General features: G+C 37.2%; 10 protein-coding genes. 5 read left to right on the top strand and 5 right to left on the bottom strand.

Translation table 11 applies throughout. The features are described from left to right. The first annotated feature begins 118 nt into the window (after window positions 1-118). The 4 genes from IPI65_22455 to IPI65_22440 all read left to right on the top strand — a co-directional run bounded on the left by IPI65_22455 (window position 119) and on the right by IPI65_22440 (window position 6,536). Window positions 119-1,294, top strand: a complete 1,176-nt coding sequence (locus IPI65_22455) for a hypothetical protein (protein MBK7444194.1) — start codon at window positions 119-121, stop codon at window positions 1,292-1,294. Then, entirely contained in the window at window positions 1,287-2,147 is an 861-nt protein-coding gene (locus IPI65_22450) for a T9SS type A sorting domain-containing protein (protein ID MBK7444193.1), read from the top strand. Before IPI65_22455 ends, IPI65_22450 begins: the two co-directional genes overlap by 8 nt. A 201-nt stretch (window positions 2,148-2,348) precedes the next feature. Further along, on the top strand, window positions 2,349-4,277 hold the full coding sequence (locus IPI65_22445) for a T9SS type A sorting domain-containing protein (GenBank protein ID MBK7444192.1): 1,929 nt from the start codon (window positions 2,349-2,351) through the stop codon (window positions 4,275-4,277). Window positions 4,278-4,475: 198 nt separating this feature from the next. Continuing rightward, a complete protein-coding gene (locus IPI65_22440; protein ID MBK7444191.1) occupies window positions 4,476-6,536 on the top strand; it encodes a fibronectin type III domain-containing protein in 2,061 nt (686 codons plus the stop codon). Between the two features lie 55 nt (window positions 6,537-6,591). Here IPI65_22440 and IPI65_22435 read toward each other — a convergent pair whose 3' ends face one another. Genes IPI65_22435 through lepA form a run of 3 tightly spaced genes read right to left on the bottom strand, consistent with a single transcriptional unit; the run spans window position 6,592 to window position 9,900 of the window. Next, on the bottom strand, window positions 6,592-7,191 hold the full coding sequence (locus tag IPI65_22435) for a 7-carboxy-7-deazaguanine synthase QueE (protein MBK7444190.1): 600 nt from the start codon (window positions 7,189-7,191) through the stop codon (window positions 6,592-6,594). 37 nt (window positions 7,192-7,228) lie between these two features. Continuing rightward, a complete protein-coding gene (locus tag IPI65_22430; protein ID MBK7444189.1) occupies window positions 7,229-8,098 on the bottom strand; it encodes a bifunctional 5,10-methylene-tetrahydrofolate dehydrogenase/5,10-methylene-tetrahydrofolate cyclohydrolase in 870 nt (289 codons plus the stop codon). Window positions 8,099-8,106: 8 nt separating this feature from the next. Continuing rightward, the gene (gene lepA, locus IPI65_22425; protein MBK7444188.1) at window positions 8,107-9,900 is read right to left on the bottom strand and encodes an elongation factor 4; all 1,794 of its coding nucleotides are present in this window, start codon (window positions 9,898-9,900) and stop codon (window positions 8,107-8,109) included. Between the two features lie 204 nt (window positions 9,901-10,104). On the opposite strand from lepA, the gene IPI65_22420 reads away from it, so the two are divergent. Then, window positions 10,105-10,644 (top strand): RDD family protein, encoded by a 540-nt coding sequence (locus IPI65_22420; GenBank protein ID MBK7444187.1) that lies wholly within the window; start codon window positions 10,105-10,107, stop codon window positions 10,642-10,644. A 20-nt stretch (window positions 10,645-10,664) separates the two neighbouring features. Here the strand turns inward: IPI65_22420 and IPI65_22415 are convergent, their stop codons facing one another. Both IPI65_22415 and IPI65_22410 read right to left on the bottom strand, forming a co-directional pair. Next, window positions 10,665-12,746: a hypothetical protein gene (locus IPI65_22415; protein ID MBK7444186.1), complete on the bottom strand. Its 2,082-nt coding sequence runs from the start codon at window positions 12,744-12,746 to the stop codon at window positions 10,665-10,667. A 45-nt stretch (window positions 12,747-12,791) separates the two neighbouring features. After that, window positions 12,792-13,610 (bottom strand): hypothetical protein, encoded by an 819-nt coding sequence (locus IPI65_22410; protein ID MBK7444185.1) that lies wholly within the window; start codon window positions 13,608-13,610, stop codon window positions 12,792-12,794. Between the last annotated feature and the right edge of the window lie 8 nt (window positions 13,611-13,618).

Genomic DNA, 13,618 nt, shown 5'->3' with positions numbered 1-13,618 from the left:
ATATAATAATTTCATTGTAAATAATTAATGATATTTACGCAATCAAAAAAGTGACAATAATTTTCTAACAATAAATAACCATTAAAATCAAACACTTATGATCAAATTTAACTTAAAAATGCGCTCAATTTTAACTATGGCTTGCATGCTGTTTATATCTGCTGCAAGTTTTGGGCAATATTGCACGCCTGAGTACGTTACGGGTACCGGGGATAACGACTACGTGAACGGTGTAGTTCTTGGTGCAATTTCAAATACAGAAACCGGTGGTGCTATAACAGGTACAGGGTATTCTGATTATACCTTTTTATCAACGTCGCTTGATGAAGCAACTACTTATACAATGACATTGTATAATACACCAAACTGGGGTGAAACTTATTCTGCATGGATTGATTACGATCAAAACGGTTCATTTGATGCAGATGAGCAATTAGGTATTATTAGTTTACTTGCAGGTGCTAGTGGAGATATCTCTTTCACAACTGCAGCTGATGCAATGCCGGGAGCAACTACAATGCGCGTTCGTTGTATTTATCCTACCGGTTTAGCAACAATGGATCCTTGTGCTTCTGCAACTTATGGTGAAGCTGAAGATTACACTGTTGATTTCGGACCTGCGTCTGAATTCGATTTAGGTGTATCTGCAATTACTTCTCCTGTTACAGGCGGCGGACTTGGAGCTGAATCAATTACTGTTACTGTTACCAATTATGGTACTAGTGATGCATCTGATTTTTCTGTTCAATACAGTGTAGACGGTGGTGCTGTTGTTACTGAATCTTATCCAGGCACACTTGCTGCCGGAACAAGTGCTTCATACACATTTGCTGCTACTTACGATTTTACCGCTGATGGTTGCTATATGATTTCATCTAATACTTCTTGGGTATCTGACGGATTTGCAGCTAATGATGGTGAAGACGCTTCAGTTTGTAACCTTTGTGTTGCTGCTGGTAACGTTTATTTCATGTTGTCTAATACAACAGGTGGCGAACCATGGTTTAATACCACATGTTCTGCTGCTATGACTACAGTATTTACTGCAGGTGGTTATACAACTGAATATTATGAAACTGTTGATGCAGCTGCTGCATTCTCACCATCTACTGCTTTCATTTATATGGAAGGTAGCGATGGACATGCAATTGAATTAGAAAACTTCTTAGTTGCAAATATGGCTGCTATTGAAGCATGGGTTTATGCAGGTGGTCGTTTATTTATCAATGCTGCACCTAATGAAGGTGATGGTATGAGCTTTGGATTTGGTGGTGTTAACTGCAACTATGCATAGTACCGGAACTGCAAATGCAATTGATGTAACACATCCTGTATTTAACGGTCCTTATACACCGATAGTAACTTCTTATACCGGAACTTCATTCGGTCACGCTTCAATTAGCGGTGGTGGTGCAGTTGGTATTATGGAAGATGCTTTTGCGCCTGGAACAAACGTATTATCTGAATTACCTTACGGTGCAGGTTTAGTTGTTTTTGGTGGTATGACTACTACTAATTACCATTCACCTTTAGCAGAAGCTGCTAACTTACGTGCAAATATTCTTTCTTATGCATCTTGCGGTGAATCTGCAGTTGTAATTTGTGAAACTCCAACAGGTTTATTTGTTGATGGAATTACTGATAACGACGCAGTTTGTCATTGGAATGAAGTTGCCGGTGCTGATCAATATCGTTTTGTATTACAAAACACAGCAACTGGTGTTATTGCTAAAAGAAAAGCAACAACTAACTCTTATGACTTAACTGATAAATTAACACCGTTAACTACATATGCTTTCCGTGTTAAAACAGTTTGTTATGATGATTTAGCTGATATTTCTACACCTTCACCTTGGTACTACTGGACTACTTTAGGCCGTATCGGTGAAGTAGAAGGTGGTATTAGTTTATATCCAAACCCGAACAATGGTGCATTTACAGTTAATATTGCAGGTTTAGAAAATAATGCAATGACATTAACTGTGATGAATTCTGTTGGTCAGGTTGTTTATACTAAAAACATTGATATCAATTCTAATAATTATACTGAATATATTTCTTTAGATAATGTAACTGCAGGAATGTATCAGATTAATTTAAGCAACGAAAATCAAAACCTCAATTACTCAATTGTAGTAACTGAATAATAATTTCGTTTTTTAAAGATATAGGGCAGCTCGTTTGGGCTGCCCTTTTTTATTGCTTACCATACACTTTAATGTGCTGGTTTTCCTGTCACATTTAGTGCTGCACTGATATTTAATTAATACTTACAAAGTTTAAACCATTAGGGTAAAATTGCCTATCTTCACTTTATTATTAACAATCAATCAAATAAAACTTTAATCATGAGAAAAAAATTACTCCTTTGTAGTTTGACGGTAGGTTTGATGTTGTGGACAGGAGCGTCCTTTGCACAAACGTTTACTGTTGGCGCCAATAACGGCAGCAACGGAACTACAACCCATCCGACACCTTTTGGTGATTATTACAAAACGCAACGTGCCCAATATTTATACCTTGCTTCAGAAATGGCAGCAGCGGGTATGACTGCCGGCGAATTAACTGCGTTATCTTTTACCATGGCTTTCCCTTATGTAATTATCGATGCTGATGGTGGTGTAATGGAAAACTATACTGTTAAAATTATGACCACACCTACAACTTCTTTAACCCTAGAAGGTTGGGAAGCAGGTGCTTCTGTAGTTTGGGGACCAACAAATTATATTCCTGTTACAGGCGTTAATACATTCACATTTGCATCACCTATTACCTGGGATGGCACTTCAAACGTACTTGTTGAAATATGTGGCGGCGTACCTGAAGGTGAATGGGAAGAAAATGGTCAGGTAATCTGGACTACAGGTTTAGGTTTTAATGGCTCACGCTCTTATCGCTCAGATGTTGAAGTGAATGTGTGTGATTATGCCGGTATCGAATATTCCGGAACATCAACTACTCGTCCGCAAATTATTTTCACATTAACAACCGGCGACGATTGTGCTGATGTACCAACAGCAGGTGCTGCAGTTTCTACTATGGAATCTGTTTGTTCTGATGACAACTTTACCGTTTCTGTTGACCCAATTTATGCTGCCGGTATTTCTTACCAGTGGGCTTCTTCTCCAGATGGAATTTCATGGACAGACATAGCAGGTGCTACTGCATTTAATTTAACAACTTCACAACCTGATGCAACATATTACCACTGCACAATTACTTGTACATTTACAGGTTCTTCTGCAACTTCTGATGCTGTTTATGTTGCTCAAAATGCTGCTGTAGATTGTTATTGCACACCTACTTATATTACTGGTACTTCCGATGGCGATTATGTAGATAATGTATCTATCGGTGTTATCAATAATACAACAGGTGCAAGCGCTGCTCCTTTTTATACTTATTATTCTGATTTAACAACAACATTAGAAGCTGATGGTGATTATACTATTACCATCACTACCGGTTCTTACACCTCATTTAATGGTGTTGGTGCATGGATTGATTTTAACCACGATGGTGTTTTTGATGAAGTAACCGAAAAATTAGGTGAAGTAACAGGCTTAGGTGCATTTACTCCTGCTGCTATCGACTTTACTGTTCCTGCAGGTGCAGCAATCGGAACTACCCGCATGCGCGTTCGCGAAGTATATAACACAATTGGTATGACTGCCTGCACTGAATATACTTATGGTGAAACTGAAGATTATAATGTTGAAATTATTCCTTCTGTTTGTCCATTAGTTACCGGTTTATATGTTGATGGTATTACAGAAAATGATGCCGTTATGCATTGGACAGGTATTGATGCTGCTGAACAATACAGATTAGTTTTATGGAATACAGCAACAGGTTTAATTGCTAAAAAAGGTGTTAACTCAACTTCTTATTCAATGGTTGATAATTTAACTCCATTAACTACTTATGCATTCAGAATTAAATCAGTATGTTATGATGAAGATGCAATTTCTTCTCCAACTGAATGGTATTACTGGACTACTTTAGCACGCATGGGCGATGTTGAAGGTGGTGTTACTTTATTCCCTAATCCAAATCAGGGAACATTTACAATTAATGTTAGTGGTTATGAAAATAATTATTTTACATTAAATGTATTTAATTCAATTGGACAAATTGTGTACTCACAACCAATTAATATTAATAGTGCAGATTATACTGAAACTATTTCATTACAAAATGTTACACCTGGTATGTATCAGGTTAATTTAAGTAATGCAACACAAACAATTAATTATTCAATTGTAGTTACAGAATAATATTTTAAATATTTATTTAAAGGGTGATAATTAATTTTATCACCCTTTTTTTATGCCTATATATATAAATAAAACTAATATTATAGTTATATAAATTGCTGATTTTCAAATGGTTCGACCAAAAAAAATGGTAAAAAATTTGTTTTTTAGGATAATTAATTTTAGCTTGGATTATTAATTAACTTAAACAACAAGCTTATGAATCACACTTTAATTTTTCGACGAATGTTGATGACATTTGTCATTGCTACTTTAAGTGCAACCATCACCTTTGCGCAGTATTGTACGCCGGCTTACACAACCGGAACTGCTGAAGGTGATTACATTGATGGTGTAACAGTTGCCGACTTATCAAACACATTTTCAGGAGGAGCCATTTCAGGTGTAGGCTATTCAGACTACACTGCATTGTCTGCGAATGTTTTGATGGGCGATACTTACACCATGACCTGCACCAATAATCCTACCTGGTCGCAAACGTACACTGCATGGATTGATTACGATATGAACGGTTCATTTGAAACCGATGAAGTAATTGGTACATTAAGTTTAGCCGGTGGCGGTTCAGGCTCATTTAGTTTTACTGTACCACCAGGATTGGTTGGCGGAGCAACAAGAATGCGTGTGCGTTGTATTTATCCTTCGGGATTAGCAGTGCCGCTTGATCCTTGTGCAAGTTCCAGTTATGGCGAAGCAGAAGATTATACCCTAAATCTGATGGGCGGTGCAGTTAATGATGTTGGTGTAATCGATATTACAAATCCAACTACAGGACCCGGATTAGGTTTAGAAGATGTAATTGTTACCGTGAAAAATTATGGTTCTGCTGATGCCACAGGATTTACCGTTAGTTATCAGGTTGATGGTGGTTTAGTAACTGCAGGATTTTTCCCTGGAACATTACCTGCTTTTTCAACAGCTTCATGGACTGCTCCCGAAGGTTGGGACTTCAGTGCAGAAGGTTGTTATAATATTACAGCTTGGACTACACTTGCCGGTGATGAAGATCCGGGCAACGATAGTTACTCTGAAGAAGTATGTCACACTGGTGCCGTTAGCGGTACAGGTGCATGGTATATTTATTCTAACACTACCGGTGGTGAGCCATGGTTTACTGTAAATAATTCAACCGCAATGACTACCACTTTCGGTGCAGAAGGTGTGGGTTGGAACAGAGGATTTTTTGAAACCATAGACGTTCCTTCAGTATTCGGGCCTGACAATTGTTTTGTATTTCTTGAAGGGTCAGATGGTCATGCTATAGAATTAGAAAATTTCCTCACTGCTAATATTTCTACAATTGAATCATGGGTTAATGCCGGTGGAAAATTATTATTAAATGCAGCACCTAATGAAGGTGATGGTATGAGTTTCGGATTTGGGGGCACATCATTATTTTATGCATACTATACATCTAATGCTGATGCTGCTGCAGGTGCTGCCGGACACGCAATTTTTAATGGTCCGAATTTACCTGCCGGAACTAGTTATACCGGAACAAGCTTTGGTCATGCCACAGTTACAGGTACCGGATTAACAAATTTAATGGTTGATGCATTCGCAACTTCAAATGTTGTGCTTGCTGAAAAAGCATGGGGTTCAGGTATGGTTATGTTTGGTGGTATGACTACCGACAACTGGCATGATCCTGATCCAAATGCTGCGAATTTACGTGCAAATATTATTGCATATCTGGCTTGTGATATCGCATTATGCCCTGAACCAACAGGTTTAACTGCTGATGGAATTACGTCTACCTCTGCACATTTAGATTGGGAACCTGCTGATGGTGCTGATGGTTATCATCTTTCAGTTTATACTATTGATGAAATTTTAGTGCTTAAGAAAAAAGTACTCGGTGGTTTAACAGATTGGACCGTAACCGGATTAACTCCAGGTACCGATTATGCCTATCACGTGCGTTCAGTTTGTGTTGATGAAGGATTAAAATCAACATTAACTGATCATTACTATTTCTCAACTCCTTTACGTGTTGAATCAGTAGCGGAAAACATTGCTGTATATCCAAATCCTACTTCCGGATTATTTAATATTGCTTTAAATGGATATGCTGATCAGACATTTGAATTAACTGTTGTAAATGCAATTGGTCAAATTGTATACACTACATCACTTAATGTTAATGCTGAATCATTTGTTCAGTCAATTGATTTATCTGAAGTAGTAGCAGGTGTTTATCAAATTGCTTTGGTAAATAATGGCACTACAATTAATTATTCTATTTCTATAATTGATTAAGTATTATTTTAAATGTGAAAAAAACAGTTGCTTAATTTTAGGCAGCTGTTTTTTTTTATGGTACTTGCAGATATTTATGTACCTGTAATGATATTTCCCATTCGGGATGTTGTTTTACATAATCTATTATAAGCGGAGTCATTTCGTCGCGTTTACTCCATTCGGGTTGCAGATATAATTTACAATTACCTGAAACAGTTTTGCGATGTGATTCAGCCCATTCAAAATCACTTTTATTAAATATGACCACTTTTAATTCGTTTGCTAGAGCTGCAACTGAAGCTAAAGGGGCTTTAAATTTTTTTGGGGAGAAACATATCCAGTCCGCAGTTCCCTGCATAGCATAAGCACCGGATGTTTCGATATTTATTTCATAACCCTCATTTTTTAAAACATCAATAAGCGGAGATAAATCATACATCAACGGTTCGCCACCCGTAATTACAATTAATTTGGCGGGATAATTTTTTACGTCAGCAACAATTTCCGCAATTGATTTTTGGGGATGTTTAGATGCGTCCCAACTGTCCTTTACATCACACCACACACATCCAACATCACAGCCACCAAGCCGTATAAAATAGGCAGCCCTTCCCTGATGAAAACCTTCACCCTGAATGGTATAAAACTGCTCCATTATTGGATATTGTTGCATTAAAAAAATATAATTTAGATTTAAATAATCGTGGTAATTAATTTTTAACTGCCTTCATCGTATTCATCAACAATGATACTACAGTCATTAATCCAACGCCGCCCGGAACCGGTGAAATGGCAGCACATTTTGGTGCAACTTCATCAAATTTAACATCGCCTTTAATCACATAACCTTTTTCATTATCGGCATCTAATCTTGATATACCAACATCAACAACTACAGCTCCTTCTTTTACCATATCTGCAGTTACAAACTCAGGTTTGCCTAATGCAGCAATAATAATATCTGCCTGCAAACAAATTTCTTTTAAGTTTTTTGTACGACTGTGACAAATCGTAACTGTGCAATTGCCGGGTTCGGTATTACGCGATAATAAAATACTCATCGGCGTGCCCACAATATTACTTCTGCCAATTACGACACAATGTTTGCCACTGGTTTCGATATGGTATCGCTCGAGCATGGTGATTATGCCGGCCGGTGTAGCTGAAATAAAAGCAGGTAAACCTAATTGCATTCTGCCCAAATTAATAGGATGAAATCCATCCACATCTTTTCCCGGATTTATAGCTTCTATTATTTTATTTTCGTTGATATGTTTAGGTAAGGGTAACTGAACAATAAAGCCGTCGATGTCATCATTATTATTAATATCATCAACCACCTTCAATAATTCAGCTTCAGATGTTGAAGCATCTAAATGTATAAAAGTAGATTGCATACCAACAGCTTTGCACAAACGAATTTTACTGTTTACATAAGTTGTGCTGGCTCCGTCATTTCCAACTAAAACAGCAGCGAGGTGCGGAATTTTTTGCCCGTTTGTTCTTCGTAACTCAATCGCACTTTTAATTTCCAACTGAATTTCCTGAGAAAGTTTTTTACCATCTAATAATATCGGCATGCAAATATTTAATCGTCGTTTAATTTTAATACAGCTAAAAATGCTTCCTGCGGTACCTCTACAGTTCCAATCTGACGCATACGTTTTTTACCTTTTTTCTGCTTTTCGAGTAATTTTCGTTTACGTGAAATATCACCACCATAACATTTGGCAGTTACATCTTTGCGCATGGCTGAAATCGTTTCTCTTGCAATAATTTTTGCACCGATGGCCGCCTGAATGGCGATAACAAATTGTTGTTTCGGTAATAAATCTTTTAATTTACCACACAACTTACTGCCAAACTCATAAGCTTTTTCGCGGTGAATAATTGCAGAAAACGCATCCACATTTTCACCATTTAATTTTATATCCAGTTTAATTAAATCACCATCGCGGTAATCAATTAATTCATAATCGAAACTGGCATAACCTCTTGAAATCGATTTTAGTTTATCGTAAAAGTCAAATACAATTTCGGCCAATGGCATTTCCCAAACTAATTCTACTCGTGTTGTAGTAAGGTAAATTTGATTTTTTAAAATGCCACGTTTATCCATACACAATTTCATAATGGCACCGATATAATCGGGCTGCGAAATTATTTGTGCACGAATGTAAGGTTCTTCAACCCGTTCAATAGAGCCCGGATCAGGTAAATCGGTCGGGTTATGTACTACAATTTTTTTCTTTGATGTGGTAAAACAATCAAATGATACGTTAGGAACAGTGATAATTACATTTTGATCGAACTCACGTTCTAAACGCTCTTGCACAATTTCAAGGTGTAATAATCCTAAAAATCCGCAACGGAAACCAAATCCCAACGCCACTGAACTTTCCGGCTCAAAAACCAGGGATGCATCGTTTAATTGCAGCTTTTCCAATGAATCTCTTAAATCTTCATAATCATCGTTGTCGATAGGATAAATACCTGCAAATACCATTGGTTTCACATCTTTAAATCCTTCAACAATATTTTGGCAGGGGTTTTCCTTATACGTAATGGTATCACCCACTTTAATTTCCTTGGCTTCTTTAATACCGGTAATTACATATCCAACATCGCCTGCTTTTACTTCCTGGCGCGGCTCGTATAACAAACGCATAATACCCACTTCATTGGCTTCGTAGGTGTTTTTTGTATTTACGAACATAACCCGTTGCCCTTTGCGCATGGTTCCCTGAAAAATACGGTAATAAGCTACAACACCGCGGTAGGAGTTAAATACAGAGTCAAAAATAAGTGCCTGCAATGGAGCTTCCGGGTCACCCTTAGGTGCAGGAATTCTTTTGATAATGGCATCAAAAATGGCATCTATACCCAAACCTGTTTTACCGCTGGCCTCTAAAATGGTATCGCGTTCACAGCCGATCAAATCAACAATCTGGTCTTTCACTTCCTCAATCATTGCCCCATCCATATCAATTTTGTTGATAATCGGGATGATTTCCAGATTGTGTTCAATAGCGAGGTATAAATTTGAAATGGTTTGTGCCTGAATACCCTGTGTGGCATCAACCAGCAACAAAGCGCCTTCGCAGGCAGCAATACTGCGTGAAACCTCATAACTAAAGTCCACATGGCCGGGGGTATCAATCAGGTTGAGCACATAGTTTTTGCCTTCAAATGTAAAATCCATCTGAATGGCATGGCTCTTAATGGTAATGCCTCTTTCCCGCTCAATATCCATGTCGTCGAGCACCTGAGCCCGTTCGTCGCGCTCAGAAACCGTCTTGGTTATCTGCAACAGCCTGTCCGCCAGCGTACTTTTTCCATGGTCAATATGTGCTATAATGCAAAAATTCCTGATATGTTCCATCTTACGTTACTATCTTTTTCTTCAGAGTGCAAAGGTAACTAAAACCCGCGTGCTTCGTAAATATTGCTTTGATGCAATACACATTGTTGGTGGATTTCTGTGAATTGTTAAGCAGGTTTCAACATTTGAAAGATTATAGCTTATGAAATAGTTACTATCTTTGAAGCCGACAAACAACCTGTTTTTATCAATAAAACCTGATATATGACGCACAATTATCAAACAGCATCGCTAACCAAACGAATAATTGCATTTATTATTGACTACTTTATAGTTGGAATGGTAGTTTCAGCTTTTTTATTCGTTTCGATGGGTAAAACACCCGAAAAATTGCAAGCTTCCGGCGATGAGGGCAAGCCGAGTTTAATGGATAAATATCAGTTTTTTGCTTACTTCGAACCAATTGCACTGGATCCGAATCGCGGCATTTATTTTGAAAATTTTATCAAAAAATATAAAATGGAATCCCTGGTAGGTCTCTTTATTATTCCATTATTATATTTCGTTTTATTGGAAGGCATGAGCGGCGCAACTATCGGAAAATTCGTAACCGGTATTCGTGTTCGTCGCAAAGATGGTGGCAAAATTTCTTTTATAACTGCTTTTGTGCGACATATGGGAAGAATTGTTTCTACCCTGATTTTTATGTTGGGTTATTTATTGGCATTTATCGACAGCAAACGTCAAACGCTGCACGATAAAATTGCGAATACCATGGTGCTTAAAAAAGGCACTGGTATTTAATCCGAATAATTAATTATTAATTACCATTTTACACGACACTGTAACTTCACGTCGCTGCGTGTGTTACCGGGAAAAGTATTGTCGCCCGAACCCAACGGCTCTTCGCCGGTGTACCAGGTATTACTTACACGTGCCCAAATATCTAACCACTTAAATGGTGAATAGGTTACTAATAAATACGCTCTTGTTCCTTTTCCACTTAAACCGATAATAGAATATGCATACAATACTTCTGTTTCGTAAGCATAAATTCTTGCATTATAACTATCGGTATTAAAAATGGCAAAACGTGTTGAGAAACTAAACGGACTGCTAAGCGGATGGTAATTAAAATCCTGAAATGCTAAATAACCTTTTTCAGGAAATCCTGCATTTTCATCATATAAAGTAAATTCAATGCGTGATTTTAAGGTAAGCGATTTATTTACATCATAATCGGCATGCCAGCGAATATTTGTTTTTTCTACATTGGTTAATACATGCATGATGGGATCATCTTCTAAATAATCGCTCGATAAATTGCGGTCGCTAATTTCATGTTTATAACGGATGTATGTTTCAAATGCACGTGATGGCTGCCAGGAAACTTGTCCCAGAAAATCGGTGCCATAAGCAGGTCCATCGGTTCTGTATTCCAGCCAGGGATTTTTATATAAATCAATATAACCACTTAATTTCCAGCCGCGGGTAGGTTTTACTTCTACCCCCATATACATACCTTGTTCATTTTGTGGAAGTGAACCTTCGGAAAAAGTTTGCGCATATAAACTTTGATATTCGGGAGAAAAGTAACGATATAAAACAGCAAGGTCAACCTTTGGATCTACAGGAATTATTAATCCATTTATAGTAGCTGCTTTCATATTATCACTCACTGCTGTTTCTCCAAATAATAATAAATTTCGCCAGAGGTAATTATAATGTAAACTGGCATTAAATAATTTATTGCCGGCAAAATCATACATTTCATAAGGTTCTGTTGGGGGAGATAATGGGGAAGATAACTGATAATAAATTCCTGCTATGCCTGCATTAAATTGTCCTTTATAATATGTTGCATCAAATCCGCCCACAGTTTCCTGAATGGCATTTTTATTTTCCAGTTCATTTTCTGTGCGATGTAATCCACTTTCATCAATACTGCTTACCTGAATTATTTCATCAGAAACTGTATCAATTAATGATACATTTGCATCAACTGCTTTATGCGAACCGAATACCGTAACCTGCCAATTTTGTAAACCCATGGTAACGCCCGCACCACGCATAAATCTGTTTTCGTTGGTAGAAGTATAACTGTCTAATACAGCTCCTGCACGACGAATAGCAACCGGATACACACTTTTCCCAATACCAAATCCGCTCCACATTACTAAACCCTGCCCGATTCTTACTTCATAATCACCCAATGCAATACTGCGGAAAAGTCCGGTTCCTTTTTTGAAAAAATGCATGGAATAATAATCAAAACCATAAGGTTGCGTCGGACCAAAAATGGCTTCACCGGCATCCTTTTCCATGGTGATGCCATAACTTAAATTATTCTGATAATTATATCTGAACCTGGAATAAATACGATAATTATCTCCTGCATAATTTGCTACACCGGTACTATCTTCAATAAATCCATCCTGCATTTCAACATAACGGCTGATGCGAAAAAAATACTGGTAATCGCCGAGATATAATTTTTTTTGAAACGGAACACTATTTAACGCAGAGCCATCTAATTTAATAAATGGTTTTATACGATTAATATCTTCTATACTAAAAGAAGCAATTGTTTGTAATTCATAAATATTTAACAGGGGACCAAATACTTCGATATGTTTTAATAAATCGCGAATTTGAATTTCGGTAAATAAACCACAATTTCTTAATTCGAAATAACCCGATTTATTTATGTTAATCGGATTTTGTAATAAGTAGGTAATGTTTTCCTGATAAGTATCAATTGAAATATCAGCGTTATCTACTTTTTCTGCTGCATTTTCAATAATATCATCTTCCAATAATTTTCCTTCGGCCTTATTTTCCTGAGCTAATAAATTTATTGAGCAGCACAACAATACCGGCAACACAAACAGTTTAACTGTATTCATCTTAAAATTGCTCTTGACTTTTAATAATTTCATGGGTTTTTCAAATTAGAAATCATAACGTAAACCCAATCCGGGTGTGGTTCCTAGCTGTTGATGAAACTGACTGTTGAGGTCAATTTGGATATGCTTGATTTTTAATCCTATTCCGGCTGTAAACATCGATGGATTTGATATAAATCCGCCGCGTAAATAAAGTTGTTCAATAATTTGATATTCAACACCTGATTTAATGCGAAGGTCGTCGCTTAAATTTTGTTCACCTTCTAAACATAAAATCACTTTTTCAGATGGCTGATAAGCAACACCAACATTTATTATTGCAGGTAATTCTTCTTCATAAGCCAAACCTGTTTTTGCACGTATCGGATTAAACGTTTTTGCGCCAATAGATAATGCTTTTGTTGGTTTATATAATACACCGATATCAAAAGTAAATGCAGCGCCTGAACCTACTTCCGAAGTAGAAGTACCAACATAATCGAGTTGTAATCCAACAGCAACATTTTCTGCCAGTTTGCGTCCGTAACCTAAGCCGATTTTTGTCTGATTAAAAGTAATATCACCGGTATAATTTGCACTCAATCCGAATACGCCTGCCTTTTGAACCGGTAAGACAAAAACACCATAATGTGCATTGATGCCGCCATCAATCAGGAAAAAATTCTGAGTACTTAAACCAATTGCAGGGGCTTCAATAAAGGCCATTGCCGCCTGATTATTCTGAACACTAAAAACATCCTGTAATGTAACAGATGCGTTTCCCATCCCGTTTGCCCTTCCGCCTGCATCGCTGTAACCTGTTTGTGCAATGGCTGCAATAGGGAAAACAATAGCCATGGCAATTACTGATAGTGTATGTTTCATTAGAGTAA

Source organism: Bacteroidota bacterium (assembly GCA_016706255.1).
Taxonomy (GTDB): Bacteria; Bacteroidota; Bacteroidia; order Chitinophagales; family BACL12; genus UBA7236.
This window is presented reverse-complemented; position numbering and strand designations above follow the sequence as displayed.